The sequence below is a fragment of the Streptomyces sp. NPDC015127 genome (assembly GCF_043080095.1).
Lineage (GTDB): Bacteria > Actinomycetota > Actinomycetes > Streptomycetales > Streptomycetaceae > Streptomyces.
This window is the reverse complement of record NZ_JBIBVE010000007.1, coordinates 157,207-174,348: the sequence shown is the minus strand read 5'-3', so window position 1 is coordinate 174,348 and position 17,142 is coordinate 157,207. Positions and strand designations below refer to the sequence as shown.

At 72.3% G+C, this 17,142-nt stretch carries 13 protein-coding genes; 7 read left to right on the top strand and 6 right to left on the bottom strand.

Annotation, left to right across the window (positions count from 1 at the left end):
* Positions 1-48: 48 nt before the first annotated feature.
* A complete protein-coding gene (locus ACF08N_RS15885; RefSeq protein ID WP_392325193.1) occupies positions 49-504 on the bottom strand; it encodes an Lrp/AsnC family transcriptional regulator in 456 nt (151 codons plus the stop codon).
* Positions 505-634: 130 nt separating this feature from the next.
* Here ACF08N_RS15885 and ACF08N_RS15880 point away from each other — a divergent pair, with 130 nt between their 5' ends.
* The 5 genes from ACF08N_RS15880 to ACF08N_RS15860 all read left to right on the top strand — a co-directional run bounded on the left by ACF08N_RS15880 (position 635) and on the right by ACF08N_RS15860 (position 7,820).
* Entirely contained in the window at positions 635-1,657 is a 1,023-nt protein-coding gene (locus tag ACF08N_RS15880) for an asparaginase (RefSeq protein ID WP_392325192.1), read from the top strand.
* Positions 1,658-1,775: 118 nt separating this feature from the next.
* Positions 1,776-3,227, top strand: coding sequence for an aspartate ammonia-lyase (gene aspA, locus ACF08N_RS15875; protein ID WP_392325191.1), 1,452 nt, complete (start codon positions 1,776-1,778; stop codon positions 3,225-3,227).
* A gap of 172 nt (positions 3,228-3,399) precedes the next feature.
* Positions 3,400-4,296, top strand: a complete 897-nt coding sequence (locus tag ACF08N_RS15870) for an arginase family protein (protein ID WP_392325190.1) — start codon at positions 3,400-3,402, stop codon at positions 4,294-4,296.
* A gap of 236 nt (positions 4,297-4,532) precedes the next feature.
* Complete coding sequence (locus ACF08N_RS15865; RefSeq protein WP_392325189.1) at positions 4,533-7,250, top strand: SpoIIE family protein phosphatase; 2,718 nt, start codon at positions 4,533-4,535, stop codon at positions 7,248-7,250.
* Positions 7,251-7,322: 72 nt separating this feature from the next.
* On the top strand, positions 7,323-7,820 hold the full coding sequence (locus ACF08N_RS15860) for a peptidylprolyl isomerase (protein WP_392325188.1): 498 nt from the start codon (positions 7,323-7,325) through the stop codon (positions 7,818-7,820).
* A gap of 67 nt (positions 7,821-7,887) precedes the next feature.
* Here ACF08N_RS15860 and ACF08N_RS15855 read toward each other — a convergent pair whose 3' ends face one another.
* The 4 genes from ACF08N_RS15855 to ACF08N_RS15840 form a co-directional block, all read right to left on the bottom strand.
* The gene (locus ACF08N_RS15855; protein WP_392325187.1) at positions 7,888-8,250 is read right to left on the bottom strand and encodes a transglycosylase family protein; all 363 of its coding nucleotides are present in this window, start codon (positions 8,248-8,250) and stop codon (positions 7,888-7,890) included.
* A 189-nt stretch (positions 8,251-8,439) separates the two neighbouring features.
* Entirely contained in the window at positions 8,440-9,783 is a 1,344-nt protein-coding gene (locus ACF08N_RS15850; RefSeq protein ID WP_392325186.1) for an MFS transporter, read from the bottom strand.
* Positions 9,780-11,420 (bottom strand): acyl-CoA synthetase, encoded by a 1,641-nt coding sequence (locus ACF08N_RS15845; protein WP_392325185.1) that lies wholly within the window; start codon positions 11,418-11,420, stop codon positions 9,780-9,782. The genes ACF08N_RS15850 and ACF08N_RS15845 overlap by 4 nt, the downstream gene beginning before the upstream one ends.
* 50 nt (positions 11,421-11,470) lie before the next feature.
* Entirely contained in the window at positions 11,471-12,268 is a 798-nt protein-coding gene (locus ACF08N_RS15840; protein WP_392325184.1) for an enoyl-CoA hydratase/isomerase family protein, read from the bottom strand.
* 182 nt (positions 12,269-12,450) lie between these two features.
* Here ACF08N_RS15840 and ACF08N_RS15835 point away from each other — a divergent pair, with 182 nt between their 5' ends.
* Complete coding sequence (locus tag ACF08N_RS15835) at positions 12,451-13,374, top strand: LysR family transcriptional regulator (protein ID WP_392325183.1); 924 nt, start codon at positions 12,451-12,453, stop codon at positions 13,372-13,374.
* 124 nt (positions 13,375-13,498) lie between these two features.
* A complete protein-coding gene (locus ACF08N_RS15830) occupies positions 13,499-14,575 on the top strand; it encodes a cation diffusion facilitator family transporter (RefSeq protein WP_392325182.1) in 1,077 nt (358 codons plus the stop codon).
* 12 nt (positions 14,576-14,587) lie between these two features.
* On the opposite strand, the gene ACF08N_RS15825 is transcribed toward ACF08N_RS15830, so the two are convergent.
* Positions 14,588-17,077 carry a SpoIIE family protein phosphatase gene (locus ACF08N_RS15825; protein ID WP_392325181.1) on the bottom strand — a complete coding sequence of 830 codons (2,490 nt, stop codon included), beginning with the start codon at positions 17,075-17,077 and terminating at the stop codon, positions 14,588-14,590.
* Positions 17,078-17,142: the final 65 nt, after the last annotated feature.

Here is a 17,142-nt window from a genome sequence, read left to right as displayed (position 1 = left end):
GGAGTCGCAGTGATCCGACCGGCCGGCCCCGACCGCCGACCCCGGGGGTCAGCCGTCCACCGGCAGGCCGGCGGGCTCCTTGATCCGCTTCATGATGATCTGCGAGTTGACCTCGGTGACACCCGACAGTGCGGTCAGTTTCTCGATCCACAGCTGCTCGTACGCGCGCAGGTCGGCGACCGCGATACGCAGCAGGCACCCCGGGCTGCCGAACAACCGGTACGCCTCGATGACGTCCGGGATGTCCTGGATCGCCGCCTCGAATGCCTCGACCGCCTCGCGGTCGCGCCGCACCTCGATGGAGACGAGTACCTCGAAGCTGCGCCCGACGGCCTCGGGGTCGATCACCGCGCGATAGCCCTGGATCACCCCGTCCTGTTCCAGTTGCCGGACCCGGCGCATGCAGGGCGAGGGCGTCAGTCCCACGCGCTGCGCCAGTTCCTGATTGCTGAGCCGCCCGTCCTCCTGTAGCTCCCGCAATATTGCGCGGTCGATCGCATCCATGACGCAATCATCCACCACGCCTTCAGGGTGAGGCCAGCCGAATAGGCAATCATATTGCGGGACAATCCACCTATCATTGCGTCGCACTCGAACCACAGCCCCCACCGGGGCACCGACGAGGAGAAGGCAGATGGGACGGATCGTCGTCATCAGCACCGGCGGAACCATAGCCAGCCGCTGGCAGGGCTCCGGCTTCGCCGCGGACGCCCACGGCCAGGAGGTCATGGCGACCGCCGCGGTCCCCGCGGACGTCACCATCGAGGTCGTCGACCTGTTCAGCGTGAACAGCCCCCGTCTCACCACGGCCCACCAGCTCACCCTGCTGCGCACCGTGCACGAGGTGCTCGCCGACCCGGACGTGGACGGCATCGTCGTCACGCACGGCACCGACACCCTGGAGGAGTCGGCCTTCCTCGTCGACCTCCACCACGACGACCCGCGTCCCGTCGTCTTCACCGGCGCCCAGCTGCCGCTCGACGCCGCCGACGGCGACGGCCCCGGCAACCTCCACGACGCGCTCCTGACCGCCTCGACGACACGCGGCCTCGGCGTGCTGGTCGCCTTCGACGGCAAGGTCCACGCCGCGCGCGGCACCGTCAAGACGCAGACACTGGCGGCCGACGCCTTCGCCGACCCCTCCGGCGCCCGCATCGGCAACGTGGGCTTCGGACGCGTCTCGGTCCTCCGCCACCCGCAGCGGCCGGCGGGCCTGCCGCTCCCGGCGATGCCGGACACCCCGCCCCGTGTCGACATGGTGATGCACCACAGCGACGCCGACCCGTATCTGCTGAACGCGGCTGTCGACGCGGGCGCGCAGGGCATCGTCCTGGTCGCCACCGGCGCCGGCAACGCTACTCCCGATTTCGTGGAGGCTGTCGCGTCCGCGGTGTCCCGCGGCGTGCTCGTCGCGCTGACCACGCGGGTCCACGCCGGCCCGGTCACCGAGATCTACACCCACGGCGGTGCGGTCGACCTCGTCGCCGCCGGGGCCGTTCCGGCCGGCACCCTGCGGGCCGGTCAGACGCGCATCGCCGTGCTCACCGCCCTGCTCGCGACCACCGACCCGCGGGAGCGCGACGAGGTGCTGCGCCACGCGCTCGGCGCCCCGGCACCGGCCGACGCCACCGCGCCGGCCGTGCTCGCCGGCGCCTAGAGCGCCCGGCCCCACCCGCCCGGGCCCGAGGCCCCGGCCGGTCCCCCCTCCCCCTCTTCCCTTCACCCACCCTCGCCCCGACCCCGCGTACCCACGCGACAGGAGAGTCCGAACCTCCATGGCCACGCACCAGGACCAGGTCCACCCCGCAACGCGTTCCGAGCACGATCTGCTCGGTGACCGGGACGTCCCCGCCGACGCGTACTACGGCATCCACACCCTGCGGGCGGTGGAGAACTTCCCCATCACCGGCACCCCCGTCTCGGCCTACCCGGACCTCGTCACCGCCCTCGCCTGCGTCAAGCAGGCAGCGGCCCTCGCCAACCGCGACCTCGGTCTGCTGGACGGCCGCAAGGCGGACGCGATCGTGGACGCCTGCGAGGAGATCCGTGCCGGCCGGCTCCACGACGCGTTCGTGGTCGACGTGATCCAGGGCGGCGCGGGCACCTCGACGAACATGAACGCCAACGAGGTCGTCGCCAACCGCGCCCTGGAACTCCTCGGTCACCCCAAGGGCACGTACGCGAACCTGCACCCGCTGGAGGACGTCAACGCGGGCCAGAGCACCAACGACGTCTACCCGACCGCCGTCAAGATCGCGCTCGACTTCACCGCCCAGCGCCTGCTCGACGCCATGGAGGTGCTGCGCGCGGCGTTCGCGTCGAAGGCGGAGGAGTTCGCGGACGTCCTGAAGATGGGCCGCACCCAGCTCCAGGACGCGGTGCCCATGACGCTGGGCCAGGAATTCGCCACGTACGCCGTCATGCTGGCCGAGGACCACAAGCGGCTCGGCGAGGCACGCGAGCTGATCCGCGAGATCAATCTCGGCGGCACCGCCATCGGCACCGGGCTCAACGCCCACCCCGAGTACGCGGCGCTGGCCTGCCGCCATCTGCGCACCATCACCGGTCTGCCCCTGATGGTCGCCGACGACCTCGTCGAGGCCACGCAGGACGCCGGCGCGTTCGTCCAGCTGTCGGGAGTCCTGAAGCGCATCGCCGTCAAGCTCTCCAAGGTCTGCAACGACCTGCGGCTGCTGTCCTGCGGGCCGCGCGCGGGCTTCGCCGAGATCAACCTGCCGCCGGTGCAGGCGGGCTCCAGCATCATGCCCGGCAAGGTGAACCCGGTCGTCCCCGAGGTCGTCAACCAGATCGCCTTCGAGGTCATCGGCAACGACATGGCGGTGACCATGGCCGCGGAGGCGGGCCAGCTCCAGCTGAACGCCTTCGAACCGGTCATCGCCCACAGCCTGCTCAAGAGCCTGACGCACCTGCGGGCCGGCTGCCTGACCCTCGCCGAACGCTGCGTCACCGGCATCACCGCCAACCGGGAGCACCTCGCCCACCTCGTCACCCAGTCCATCGGCCTGGCGACCGCGCTGAACCCGCACATCGGGTACGAGCAGGCCACCGCCGTCGCCCAGGAAGCGCTGGCGACCGGCCGCAGCGTCCACGAACTCGTCCTGGACAAGGGTCTGCTGACCCAGAGCGAGCTTCAGCTCATCCTGCACCCCGACAACCTCGCGCGTCCCCACGTCGTCGCCGCGGCAACGGCCCTGCCCACCGGCTGAGCCGCCGACGGCTGGCCCGGGCGGGTGGCCGTCGTTCACGAGAACGGACCCTGCGGCGCTGTCCCCGGCTTCTCCCCCGGCGGCGGCGGCGTAGGGTCCGGTCCGCGGCCCCGCGCTGTCGGCCCCCCGTCGCGCGGCTCCCGCGGCCGCCTCTCCGGCGAAGGGTGCGCACGTGCAGGTACTGGAGATCATCGAGGCGCCGTCCGTGCTGGGGCTGCGGCCGACCGGTGTCCAGGACCTCCCGCAGGCCCTGCTGGAGGCCGGGCTGATGAGCCTTCCGGGGACGGTACGGGCGGACCGGGTCGAAGCGCCTGCGTACGACCCGCGGCGCGACGAGGCGACCGGGGTCCTCAACCCGGCGGCCATCGCGCGCTACTCGGTCGACCTGGCCGACACGGTCGGCGGCGTCCTGCGCCGCGGCCACTTCCCCGTCGTGCTCGGCGGCGACTGCAGCATCCTGCTCGGCAACATGCTCGCCCTGCGCCGCCGCGGACGCCACGGCCTGCTCTTCCTCGACGGCCACACGGACTTCTACCAGCCGTCGGCGGAGCCGGCCGGCGAGGCGGCCTCGATGGAACTGGCCCTGGCGACGGGGCGCGGCCCGGGGATCCTCACCGACCTGGAGGGCCGCGGGCCGCTGCTGCGCGACGAGGACGTCGTGGCCTTCGGCTTCCGCGACGCGGAGCAGTCGGCACGGGACGGGATGCAGCCGCTGCCGCCGCGCCTGCACGCCATGGGGCTCGACCATGTCCGCGCGGTGGGCGCCGCCGCGGCCGCGCGCACAGCGGTCGGCCACCTGACCGCGGGGGAGACGGCCGGGTTCTGGGTGCACCTCGACGTCGACGTCCTGGACGACGCGATCATGCCGGCCGTCGACTACCGGCTCCCGGACGGGCTGAGCTGGCAGGAGTTGGAGACGGTGCTGCGGACGGCACTGGCCGACGAGCGGGCCCGTGGCCTGGACGTCACGATTTTCAACCCCCGTCTCGATCCCGGAGGTACGGCGGCGGCGCGTCTCGTGGAGTGCCTGCGCGAGGGGCTGTCGGCGCGGACGGACCGACGCCGCTGAGCCCGTGACCCGCCGGCACGCGGGCAACGGCGGCACCGACCGGTGGTTCCGCGAGCGGTGGCGGCCCCGGGGCGCCGAGCAGGACGGCCCGGGGGCGCCGCCAGTGGGGGGCGAAAAGTACATTGATGTTAGAAAGGGTCATGATCGGGCCATCGCCACGGCCCCGGCCTCAGGCCACCCGCCGCCTCACCGGAGGTCCGCCCGCCACGGACGCCCAGTCCCGGGAGGGGAACTCAATGAACCGGCACAGGCTCGACAGGTTCGACGCCGCGCGGCGCTCCCTGCGCGGCGGGCGGCGGTCCGTGCTGGGTTCGCGCAGCGTCGCCGGGCAGGTCCTCTTCCTCCAGGTCGTGGTCGCGGTGCTGCTCATCGTGGCCGCCGTGGTCGCCCTCGTCCTGCAGGCGCGGCACGACAGCGAGCAGGACGCGCAGAACCGGTCGCTGGCCACCGCCGCCGCTTTCGCCCACGCACCGGGGACCGTGGCCGCTCTCCGCTCCCCCGACCCCACCGCCGCGCTCCAGCCGCGGATGGCCGACGCCGGACGCGAATCGGGAGTCGACTTCATGACGGTGACAGCCCCGGACGGCACCCGCCACGCCGACACCGATCCGGCCCTCATCGGCACGGTCACCACGGGGATCGAGCGGGCCGCGGCCGGGGAGGCGTTCACGGAGATCTTCGAAGGAGCCCCGAGCGACGCGGCCCGCGCGATCGTTCCGGTCAGGGGGCCCGACGGGTCCGTCATCGGCCTGGTCGGCGCGGGTGTCCAGATCGAGAACGTCGGAAACGCCGTGGACCGCCAGCTCCCCATGCTCCTTGCCTCCGCGGCCGCCGCGCTCGCCCTGGCCACGGCCAGCGCCGCCCTGGTGAGCCGGCGCCTGCGACGGCAGACACACGGCATCGGGCCCGAAGAGATGACCCGGATGTACGAGCACCACGACGCGGTCCTGCACGCGGTGCGCGAAGGCGTCCTGATCGTCGGCGGCGACGACCGCCTGATGCTCGCCAACGACGAGGCACGCCGCCTCCTGGAGCTGCCCCAGGACGCCGACGGCCGGCCCGTCGCCGATCTGGGCCTGGACCTCGACATCGCCGGTCTGCTGGTCTCCGACCGCGCGGTGACCGACGAGGTGCACCTGGCAGGGGACCGGCTGCTGGCCATCAGCATGCGTCCGACCGCGCCCTACGGCGGGAGTTCGGGCAATGTGGCGACGCTCCGCGACACCACCGAGCTCCGGGCGCTGGCCGGCACGGCGGAGGTAGCCCGGGAGCGCCTGAAGATCCTCTACGAGGCGGGCGTGCGGATCGGGACCACGCTGGACGTGGTGCGGACCGCGGAGGAGCTGTCGCGGGTGGCGGTCCCCCGTTTCGCGGACTTCGTCACGGTCGAGCTGCCCGACGCGGTGCTGCACGGCGACGAGCCCTCGACCGCGCCCACGGTGATGCGCCGCGCGGCGCTGACCGGCATCCGGGCGGACCATCCGTTCCAGGCGGTAGGGGACGTGATCCACTTCGTGGCGCACGCCACGCCGATGGCGGCGGCCATGGCCAGCGGTCACGCGGCCCTGGAGGCCGATCTGACCGTCGCGGACGCCTGGAGGTCCCAGGACCGCGCGGGTGCGGACCATGCGCTGGCCTACGGCGTCCACTCGCTCATCACGGCACCGCTCCAGGGCAGCGGGGTGCTGCTGGGCATGGTCAACTTCTGGCGATCGGAGCGGCCCGACCCGTTCGAGGAGGAGGACCTGACCTTCGCCGAGGAGCTGGCGGCCCGCGCCGCCGTCGCCATCGACAACGCCCGCCGCTTCACGCGCGAGCACCGGATGGCCGAGACGCTCCAGCGCAGCCTGCTGCCCCATGTCCTGCCGAGCCAGAGCGCCGTCGACATCGCGTACCGCTACCTGCCCGCGCAGGCCCGGGTGGGCGGCGACTGGTTCGACGTCATCCCGCTGCCCGGGGCGCGGGTCGCGCTCGTCGTCGGCGACGTCGTCGGCCACGGACTGCACGCCGCCGCGACCATGGGCCGCCTGCGCACCGCGGTCCACAACTTCTCCACGCTCGACCTGCCCCCGGACGAACTGCTGACCCGGCTCGACGAACTGGTCAGCCGGATCGACCAGGACGAGCCGGGCGGTGACGGGGAGGGCACCACCGGAGCCACCTGCCTGTACGCGATCTACGACCCCGTCTCCGGACAGTGCAGCATGTCGACGGCCGGCCACCTGTCGCCCGCGCTGGTGCATCCGGACGGGACGGTGGAGTTCGTCGAGATGCCCGTCGCGCCTCCGCTGGGCCTGGGCGTGCTGCCGATGGAGGCCGCGGAGGTGCACCTGCCCGAGGGCAGCCGGCTCGTCCTGTACACCGACGGCCTCGTCGAGCACCGCCACCGCGACATCGACGCCGGGCTGGACGCGCTGCGCGGGGTGTTGTCGGCCCATGCCGACAGCGCGCCCGAGGACATCTGCGAGGCGGTGATGGACACGATGCTGCCCACGACGCGCCGCGACGACATCGCCCTGCTCGTGGCCCGTACCCGTCTGCTGGATCCGGCGCGGATCGCCACCTGGGACGTCCCGCGCGACCCCGCGGCCGTCGCCCCGGTCCGCAACGCCTGCAGCCATCAGCTGGAGGAATGGGGACTGGAAGAGGTCGGATTCACCACGGAGCTCGTGCTGAGCGAGCTGATCACCAACGCGATCCGCTACGGCTCCGAGCCGATCCACGTACGGCTCCTGTACGAGCGCACCCTCGTGTGCGAGGTCTCCGACGGCAGCAGCACCTCGCCCCACGTGCGCCGTGCGGCCACCACCGACGAGGGCGGCCGCGGCCTGTTCCTCGTGGCCCAGCTCGCCACGCGGTGGGGAACGAGGTACACACCGACGGGCAAGGTGATCTGGACCGAACAGTCCCTGACGGATGGTCAGCTCGCGGCGGAGGCGCTGCTCGAGATGTGACGCTCCCTCGGATGTCGGGCCGACGGTGTGCCCGGTGTGCGCTGCGGTGACCGCAGATGTCAGGATGCAGTCATGAGCAACAACGTGTACTTCGACATCACGATCGACGACCGGCCCGCCGGCCGGATCGTCTTCACCCTGTTCGACGACGTGGTCCCCAAGACCGCCAAGAACTTCCGCGAGCTCGCCACGGGCGAGCACGGCTTCGGCTACGAGGGCTCCTCGTTCCACCGTGTCATCCCGGACTTCATGCTGCAGGGCGGCGACTTCACCCGCGGCGACGGCACGGGCGGCCGGAGCATCTACGGCGAGAAGTTCCCCGACGAGAACTTCCAGATCAAGCACACCAAGCCGGGCCAGCTCTCCATGGCCAACGCGGGCCCGAACACCAACGGCTCGCAGTTCTTCATCACCACCATCGTCACCGACTGGCTGGACAACAAGCACGTCGTCTTCGGCGAGGTCGTCGAAGGCATGGACGTGGTGAAGCAGATCGAGTCGCTGGGCTCGCGCAGCGGCGCGGTCAAGTCGAAGGTCACGATCGCGAAGTCCGGCGTTCTCGAGGGCTGATCGCCCCTGACGCCGAGCGCCCGTGGTCCGGCCCCGGACCACGGGCGCTCGCCTTCTCCGGCAGCGGTCAGCGGCTCGCGCAGGTCCAGGCGTTCATACCCTGGATCGCGGCGAGTCTCTTCGCCGTGGCAATCTGCTCCGACCTCGTCGCCAGATCCGCCCGCGGCGCGTATCTCAGGCCGCCTGCCGCCCGCCAGCTCGACTGGGTGAACTGCAGGCCGCCGTAGTGCCCGTTGCCCGTGTTGGCGTGCCAGTTCCCGCTGGACTCGCACTGGGCGATGGCGTCCCAGTCGACGCGTGGGCCCGTCCGAGCGGAGTCCGCCCGGGCTCCCGGGGCGGCGATCAGCAGGACGAGTGAGGCGGAAACAGCGGCGCACAGACCCGCTCCGGTGCGGATTCCCGTGCCACTGCGGTTGTGGTGACGATGCATCAGACGCCTTTCTCTCGGCGGGCCCGCCACAGCGGTGGGGCAGGCTGCCCCCGACCATAGGTTCATGTGACGAAGACGGCATCCGGTGTTGCACCCTTCGGGTGCCGGCGGGCCCGGCGGTGCCGCGTGACGAAGGCGGCACCCGCACCGGGTGCCGCCTTCGTCGGACGGGCCGCATCGGCCCCTGGGTCACTTCTCCAGCACGGTGGTCCGGGCCAGCGGCAGACGCAGGGTCTCCCGGAAGGAGAAGAGCACCACGAGCGAGGACACGACCGCCAGGCCCATCAGGTAGAAGCCGGGGGCGAGCGGGGTGCCGGCGAGGGAGACCAGTCCGGTGGCGACGAACGGAGCCGTGCCGCCGAAGAGGACGTACGCCGCCGTGTAGCCGATCGCCGAGCCGCTGGCGCGCAGTTGTCCGGGGAACATCTCGACCATCGCCGGCACGTTCGAGGTGCCGATCACCGCGACGAGCACGGCGAGGACCGCTGCCCCCGTGATCGCTCCCGCAAGCCCCTGGCCTATCAGCCAGAAGGCGGGCAGGGTGGCCACCGCGAAGCCGCCGCAGGCGGCGAGCAGCATCGGTTTGCGGCCGAACCGGTCACTTGCCGCCGCCATCAGCGGGCAGGCGGCGCTGTAGGCGAGCATCGCGATGACGCTCGTGAGCATCGCCTCGGACTTCGCGTAGCCGACCTCCTCCGACATGTAGGCGATCATGTAGCTGCTCATCAGGTAGTAGCCGACGGCGTTGGTGATGCTGTAGCCGAACAGCGTGAGCACCTGCCTGCGGCAGACCCGCCAGGCCTCGCGCAGCGGCGCCTCCTGGACCGCGTCGCGCTTCTCCATCGCCTGGAAGACGGGCGTGTCGTCGATCCTGCTGCGCAGGTAGAGGCCGATCAGTCCGAGCGGGCCGGCGAGCAGGAACGGGATGCGCCAGCCCCAGCTGTCGAGCGCCGCCTCGTCCAGCGTGGAGGTGATCAGAAGGCCCGTCAGCGCTCCGGCCACGGAGGCCAGCCCGACGGTGAGCGGCACGACGCTGGCGTAGCGGGCGCGTCGGCCTTCGGGGGCGTACTCCATGATGAAGGCGGAGGCACCCGTGTACTCGCCGCCGGTGGAGAAGCCCTGGACCGCCCGGAGCAGGAACAGCAGCACCGGAGCGGCGATGCCGAGCACGGCGTAGGTGGGCAGCAGCCCGATCAGGAGGGTCGAGCCGCTCATGCACAGCACGCTCAGGGCGAGCATGCGGTTGCGGCCGATCCGGTCGCCGTAGCGGCCGAAGAAGGCAGCCCCGAGCGGCCGGGCGACGAAACCTCCGGCGAAGACGGCCCAGGTCGCGAGGAGCGCCGCGGTCTTGTCGTACTGCGGGAAGAACAGGCCGGCGATGGTGGCGGACATGATCGCGTACGCGCCGGAGTCGAACCATTCGACGAAGTTGCCGATGGCGGTGGCGGTGGCGACCTTGCGGCGCACCTTCGCCGTGTCCGGTGTCGCGGTGGACGGGACCTGGGGTGCCGTGGTCCGGCTCTCGGTCGTCATCTCGATCCGTCCTTCCGTGTCGTCCGCGGCGCGGCGTCGCTGGCCCGGGGGGTGAGGTCGCGGGCACGCAGGGCCGCCCGCTGGATCTTTCCGGTCGCCGAGCGCGGCAGTTCGCCGACGAACTCGATGAACCGCGGGTACGCGAACCGGGAGTGCGCGGCGCGGGCGAAGTGCGAGATCTCCTGTGCCAGGGCCTCGTCCGGCTCGTAGCCGGCGTTGAGCTCGATCCATGCCTTGACGGCCTGGCCGCGCACCGGGTCGGGCACACCGACCACACCGGCGTCGGCGACCGCCGGGTGTCTGCGCAGGGCGGCTTCCACCTCGTAGGGTCCGACGCGGTAGCCGGACGTCTTGATGACGTCGTCGGTGCGGCCGAGGAACCAGAAGTATCCGTCCTCGTCCATGACGGCCTGGTCCTTGGTCCGGTACCAGGTGCCGCCGAAGGTCTCGGCGGTCGCCTCTGGGCGGTTCCAGTAGCCGAGCGGGAACTGGGGGTTCGATCCGGCCCGCAGGCAGATCTCACCGGGCTCTCCGACGGGCACCTCGCGGCCGTCGTCGTCGAGCAGGGCGACGTCCCACCCCGGCAGCGGCCGGCCCATGGACCCGGGCTTGACCGGGACGCCGGGGAAGTTCCCGAGCAGCGGATACGACTCGGTGGACCCGTAGTAGTCGAGCGGAGTGACGCCGAACTGGGCACGGAACCATTCGATGAGATCGGGGGTGAGCGGCTCGTTGGAGCAGCACACCACACGCAGCGACTGCGGATGACGACGGCCCGCATCCGGGACATCCTGCATCATCTTACGCAGGAAGGTGGGGTTGACCAGGGCTGTTGTGACCTTGTTACGGGACATGGCCGCCAGCAGTCCCTCGGGGTCGAAGCCCGCGGCCGGCCGGTGGACGAGGTGGACGGCACCGGCGCGCAGCGGCCCCATCAGCTTGGCCATGGACCAGGCCCAGTCGCCTGCTCCGTAGAAGACGTCACCGGGACGCAGGTCGTGACAGCAGTGGAACTCGTTGTGTCCGAGCAGTGTGCGGTGCGCGTGGACGATGCCCTTGGCGGCGCCCGTCGTACCGGAGGTGTAGAAGATCAGCGCGGGGTCGTCGGCGGCGGTGTCGGCGGTGGCGAACTCGGGGGCCAGCGCGTCGATGGCCGGGTCGTCGACGTTCACGACCACGCCGCCGAAGTCGCCCGCCCGGTCGAGGGCGCCGGTCTCGGTGACGAGGACCGTCGAGCCGGAGTCGGCCAGCCGGTAGCGGATGGGTTCGTCGGCCCAGAGCAGGGACATGGTCACGAGTACGGCGCCGGTGCGCAGGACGCCGAGGTAGGTGGCGGGGGTGTCGGTGCGCTGCGGCAGCAGCACGGCCACCCGGTCGCCCTTGCGGACGCCGAGCCGGTGGAGGTGGGCGGCGATCTGCCGGGAGCGGTCCTGGATCTGCTGCCAGAACACCTCCTCGTGGTGACCGGTGTGGTCCTCGAAGATCAGGGCGAGGCGGTCGCCGGGGTGGCGGTCGGCGACGTCGGCGGCCATGTTGTACCGCTCGGGAACGCTCCACCGGTGCTCTTCCAGGAGGCGGCGGTAGGCGGTGTCGCCGGGCGCGGCCTCGCCGGTGTGCGGGGTGACGCTGGTGGTCATGGGGTCCTCTCGTCGGGCTGGGGCGGGTGGGGGTGGCCCGGTCGGGCTTGTCAGCGGCGCCGGCCGGCGAGGAAGGCGGCCATCTCGCGCTGCGGCTCGCCCGTCGCGTAGGCGGCGATGTGCACCTTCTTGGCCGCGGCGATCGCCTCGTCGAGTCCGGCGTCGTCGAGTTCGCGGATGCGTCCCTTGGTCAGCGCGACGGCGCCGGGCGGGAGTTCGGCGAGCCGGGCGGCCTCCGAGAGCGCCGCCGCCTTGACCTCGTCCTCGGCGGCGAGGCTGGTGAGCAGGCCGAGCCGCTGGGCCTCGGTGCCGTCGACCAGGCGGCCGGTGAGCGCGAACTCGGTGGTCCTGGCCCGGCCGAGGATGCCCCACATGGCCCAGATGCCGGTGATGCTGGGGATGCCGGAGAGGACCTCGGGCTGGCCCATCCTGACGCCGGCGTGGCCGATGCGGAGGTCGGCCAGTAGCGCGAACTGGAATCCGGAGCCCGCCGCCACACCGTTGACGGCGGCGACGACCGGCTTGTCGAGGCCGCGTACGGCGCGGAAGAGCCGTCCGAAGTCGTCGATCCACGCCTCGGCGGCACCGTGGTCGTCGGGGTCGATGGCCGCGGTCTCGGCCAGGTCCTGGCCGGCGCAGAAGGCGCGGCCCGCCCCGGTGAGGACGACGGCGCGGCACTGTTCGTCGGCGCCGAGCGCGTCGAGGGCGGCGACGAGGCGGGCGCGCATGTCCCCGGTCCAGGCGTTGAGCTTGGCAGGCCGGTTGAGGGTGACCTCGGCGACGTAGGCGTCGGGGGATGCCGCGGTGGCCGGATGGCGGGTGACGACGACGGTGCTGGTCTCGGTCATGGCGAGAGGGCCTTTCTCGGGAGGCGGGGTAGGGCGGCGGGATCGCCGAGGCAGGGAGAAGGGGGTGACGGGCGGATGTCCCTGAGCGGGCGTCCCGTGAGCAGTCATGCAAACAGGGGGAGCAGGACGGCGGCCAACACCAATCGGGACTCTCGGTGATACCGGAGCGATATGGTCCGCTCATGGAGCTCCGCCACCTGCGCTATTTCGCCGTCCTCGCCGAGGAACTGCACTTCGGCCGTGCGGCGGAACGGCTGCACATGGCCCAGCCGCCGCTGTCCCAGCGCATCCGGGACCTGGAGCGCGAGTTGGGGGTGCGCCTGTTCGACCGCACCAGGCACCGGGTCCAGCTGACCGAGGCGGGGGCGCTGCTCCTGGAGCATGTGCGGCCGGTGCTGGCAGGAGTGGACACGGCCCGCGAGGCGATGCGCAGGATCCGGCCGGGCGAGGCGGGGGTCCTGAGGGTCGGTGTGCCACCGGACACCAACCCTCTGGTCCTGCCGACGCTCACGGCGGGCTTCGCCCGCCGCGTCCCGGATGTGCTGATCGACCTGCACGAGCTGACGACGGACGAGCAGTTGGCCCGCCTGCGCGAGGGCGAACTGGACGCGGGTGTGGTCCGCCATCCCTCGGACACGGTGGGGCTGGAGTCGGGTCCGGTGGCACGCCGCGAGCTGGGCGTGGTCCTCCGGACGGACCATCAGCCGGCGGGCCGGGCGCAGGGCGCGGTACGGCTGCGCGACCTCAACGGCACACCGCTGGTCATCTTCCCCCGCGCGATGGCGCCTCGGCTGTACGACCACATGCTCACGATCTGCCGCGACGAGGGTTTCCTGCCCGGCTCCATCCGGCATGCCCGCAACCCGCATTTCGTGCACGGCCTGGTGCTGGCGGGCCGCGGGATCCACCTCAACGAGGCCCCCGCCACGCCCTTGCCCGACGGGCTGGTCTGGCGTCCTGTCGAGGGAGCGGCGCTGGCCTGGATCACCTCGGTGGTCTGGGTGCCGAGCCGTCACAACGAGGCGATCTCCGCCTTCACCGAGGCCGTGTCGGAGGGGCTCGCGGTGGCGGGCCACCACATCGGAGAGGCCCCTCACCCCGGCTGAACAGGAGCCCGGCGCTCGCGCTCCCCCGCGGGCCCCACGGACGCATCTGCGAACGTGTCGCACCTGGTCAGAGGCTGTATGACAGCTGTAGCCGCAATGGGTTCCGCGTGCGACGGTAGGCCGTATGGCGGGGACAGAGCACACACACGACGGCCACGCACACCGGCACGAACACACCCACGCACACGGGCACGGGCACGGGCGGGACACCGGGTGGTCCCGCGTGCGTCACCAGGTGGCGCACCTGGTCCGCCCGCACGCGCACGAGTCGGCCGCCAAGGTCGACCGGGCGCTGGAGACATCCGCGCGGGGTATGCGGGCGCTGTGGATCTCCCTGGCCGTCCTCGGCGCCACGGCGGTGGCCCAGGCGGTCGTGGTGGTGCTGTCGGGCTCCGTGGCGCTGCTGGGCGACACCGTGCACAACGCGGCCGACGCCCTCACCGCCGTCCCGCTGGGCGTGGCGTTTCTCCTCGGCCGGCGAGCGGCCACCCGGCGGTTCACCTACGGGTACGGGCGGGCAGAGGACCTGGCCGGCATCGTGATCGTGCTGACCATTGCCGCATCGGCCGCCTTCGCCGCGTGGTCGGCCGTGGACCGGCTGCTGAACCCGCGGGAGATGAGCCACCTCCCCGCGGTCGCCGCCGCGGCCGTGATCGGCTTCGCGGGCAACGAGTGGGTCGCGCGCTACCGCATCCGCACCGGCCGCGAGATCGGCTCGGCGGCGCTGGTCGCCGACGGGCTGCACGCCCGCACCGACGGCTTCACCTCGCTGGCCGTTCTGCTCAGCGCGGGCGGCGCGGCCCTGGGCTGGCGCCTGGCCGACCCGATCGTCGGCCTCGCCATCACCGCGGCGATCCTGCTGGTCCTGCGCGACGCCGCCCGGGAGGTCTTCCACCGGGTGATGGACGCCGTCGACCCGGCCCTGATGGACGCGGCGGAGCGGTCGCTGCACGGCGTACGGGGCGTGCGGGCGGTGGGCGAGCTGCGGCTGCGCTGGATCGGGCACCGCCTGCGGGCGGAGGTCGCCGTCGTCGTCGACGGCCGGCTGACGGTGGTCGAGGCGCACCGGGTGGCCGTCGACGCCGAGCACGCGCTGCTGCACGCACTTCCCCGGCTGTCGGCGGCGATGGTCCACGCCGACCCCGCACCCATGCCGGGTACGGCCGATCCGCACGCACCCCTCATGCACCACACGGCGTGATCCGGGGCCGCCTCAGAAGCCGTCCGGGGGGAACTCCTGTTCCGTCCAGATGATCTTTCCGGAGCTCGTGTACCGCGTGCCCCACCGCTGTACGAGCTGGGCGACGATGAACAGTCCACGGCCGCCTTCGTCTTCCACCGTGCTGTGGCGCAGGTGCGGTGACGTGTGCCCGGCGTCGGCGACCTCGCACAACAGCGCCCGGTCGCGGATGAGGCGCAGGTGCAACGGTCCCCCGGCATAGCGGACGGCGTTCGTGACCAGCTCGCTGACGACGAGTTCGGTCGCGAACGCCAGCTGTTCCAGGCCCCATTCGCTCAGCTGCCCGGTGGCCAGCTCGCGGGCGCGTCCGACGACGACCGCCTCGGCCGGCAGCTGCCAGACGGCGACCTGGTCTGCGCCCAGCTGACGCGTACGGACGAGGAGCAGCGCGGCGTCGTCCGCCGCCGCGCCGCCGGGGCGCAGTTCGGCCACCGCCCGGTCGCACAGTTCCTCCAGCGGCCTGCCGTGGCCGTCGGTGAGTACGCGCCCGAGGGTGTCGAACCCCTCGTCGATGTCGCGGTCGCGCGCCTCGACGAGGCCGTCGGTGACCAGGGCGATCAGGCTGCCCTCGGGCAGCTCCGTCTCCACCGCCTCGAACGGCATTCCGCCCAGCCCCAGCGGCGGCCCGGCCGGCAGCTCGGGGACGACGCACGAGCCGTCGGGTGTCACGATCGCCGGCGGCAGATGCCCGGCACGGGCCATCGTGCAGCGGCGGGAGACCGGGTCATAGACGGCGTAGAGGCAGGTCGCGCCGGTGGCGACATCGGGGTGGGGGCCGCCGGCCCCGGCCGGCCGGTCGTCCGCGGTGTCCCCCTGGAGGTCGGACTGTCGTTCCGGCGACCGGCCGACCAAATCGTCCAGGCGGGTGAGCAGTTCGTCGGGGGGCATGTCCAGCCTGGCGAGGGCCTCCACGGTCGTGCGCAACCGGCCCATGGTCGCCGCCGCCTGGAGTCCGTGGCCGACGACGTCGCCGACGACGAGGCCGACGCGTGCACCGGAGAGCGGAATGACGTCCGCCCAGTCGCCGCCGACCCCGGTCACGCCGTCGGTGGGGAGGTAGCGGTGCGCGACGTCCACCGCGGGCTGTTGCGGAAGCTCCTGCGGCAGCAGCTGGCGCTGAAGGGTGAGGGACGCGACGCGTTCGCGGGTGAAGCGGCGGGCGTTGTCGATGGACACGGCGGCGCGTGCGGTCAGCTCGTCCGCGAGCGCGACCTCGCCGTTGTCGAAGACGGCGGGGCGGCCGGTGCGCACGAAGGTGACCAGGCCCATCGTGCCGCCACCGGTCCGCAACGGCACGACCAGCGTGCTCTCGTCGAGCACCCGCCCGCCGGACGACAGGCTGCGCAGCTGGGGCGAGCCGCGCGGGTAGTACACACGGCGGACCGGCTCGCCCTCGCGGCCCGGGAGCGGCTCGCTCTCGTCGGCGTACGGCGCGGGCAGCACGATCTCGGCTCCGGCCCGCGGGTCGTACCGGGCGGCGACACGGACGTACGTCGAGCCCGCCGTCATCTCGGTGCCCGGCTCGCCGCCCTCCAGTACGGCGCGCTCCAGGTCGACGGTGACCGCGGTGGCGAAGTCCGGGACGGCGACGTCCGCGATCTCCTGCGCCGTGACGAACATGTCCAGCGTGGAGCCGATCCGTCGTCCCGCCTCCACGAGCAGGGCGAGACGGTCCTGGGCCTCGTAACGGTCCGTGATGTCGAACGCGTCCTCGCACACCCCCAGCACGCGCCCGTCGGCGTCCAGGAGCCGGTAGTACGAACACGACCAGACGTGGTCCTTCTCCGGGTCGCTGGGGAGCTTTCCGCGGAAGTGCAGGTCGATCACGGGCTCGCCCGTGTCGATGACCCGGTGCATCACCTCTTCGAGCGTGCGCCGGCCGTCCATGGTCAACAGGACGCCGTCGGGATACAGGTCGGCGGCCTTCCTGCCGCGGTACTCGGAGAGGGGGCGGCCCATCTCGTGGTCGTGCGCGGTGTTGGCCCAGGTGAGTCTCAGGTCGGCGTCGTAGACGGCGAGTCCGATCGCCGACTGGGTGGTCAGCCCGTGGAGCATGGCCCGCCGGGTCTCCGACAGACGCAGGCCCTCCAACTCGGTGATCAGCAGGATGCGCGCCGCCGGGCCGCCGCCCGTGAGCGGGCACACGACGACGACCACCTGCAGAGCGTGGCCGTCGCGGTGCCGTGCCATGCGCGTGTCGCTGTCGCTGGGCAGGAGGTCGTGCACCGTGCGCCGTGCGGAGTCGGCCGGGTGGGAGCCGAGGAGCACGTCGACGGGCTGCCCGATGATCTCTGCGTCCGAGTGGCCGAACAGGGCCTGGGCCGCGGGGCTCCACCCGATGACCGCGTTCCGGGCATCGAGAACCACCGTGGCCGCCGAGGCGAGGTCGAAAGGGCCACGCGGATCAGCGCTCTCCGGCACGCTCCATGCGGTCCATGCGTTCGCCGCGTTCCACGGACTCATGGCGGCTGAACCGGCACCGTTCATCATTCCCAGAATCCACCCCGGCCCATGGGCGCACAAGCCGC

Coding starts and splice junctions, on each gene's coding strand:
- ACF08N_RS15845 (WP_392325185.1), bottom strand. CDS start 11,420: ATGACCACCAGCGTCACCCCGCACACCGGCGAGGCCGCGCCCGGCGAC.
- ACF08N_RS15835 (WP_392325183.1), top strand. CDS start 12,451: ATGGAGCTCCGCCACCTGCGCTATTTCGCCGTCCTCGCCGAGGAACTG.
- ACF08N_RS15830 (WP_392325182.1), top strand. CDS start 13,499: ATGGCGGGGACAGAGCACACACACGACGGCCACGCACACCGGCACGAA.
- ACF08N_RS15855 (WP_392325187.1), bottom strand. CDS start 8,250: ATGCATCGTCACCACAACCGCAGTGGCACGGGAATCCGCACCGGAGCG.
- ACF08N_RS15840 (WP_392325184.1), bottom strand. CDS start 12,268: ATGACCGAGACCAGCACCGTCGTCGTCACCCGCCATCCGGCCACCGCG.
- ACF08N_RS15885 (WP_392325193.1), bottom strand. CDS start 504: ATGGATGCGATCGACCGCGCAATATTGCGGGAGCTACAGGAGGACGGG.
- ACF08N_RS15825 (WP_392325181.1), bottom strand. CDS start 17,077: ATGAGTCCGTGGAACGCGGCGAACGCATGGACCGCATGGAGCGTGCCG.
- ACF08N_RS15865 (WP_392325189.1), top strand. CDS start 4,533: ATGAACCGGCACAGGCTCGACAGGTTCGACGCCGCGCGGCGCTCCCTG.
- ACF08N_RS15880 (WP_392325192.1), top strand. CDS start 635: ATGGGACGGATCGTCGTCATCAGCACCGGCGGAACCATAGCCAGCCGC.
- aspA (WP_392325191.1), top strand. CDS start 1,776: ATGGCCACGCACCAGGACCAGGTCCACCCCGCAACGCGTTCCGAGCAC.
- ACF08N_RS15850 (WP_392325186.1), bottom strand. CDS start 9,783: ATGACGACCGAGAGCCGGACCACGGCACCCCAGGTCCCGTCCACCGCG.
- ACF08N_RS15860 (WP_392325188.1), top strand. CDS start 7,323: ATGAGCAACAACGTGTACTTCGACATCACGATCGACGACCGGCCCGCC.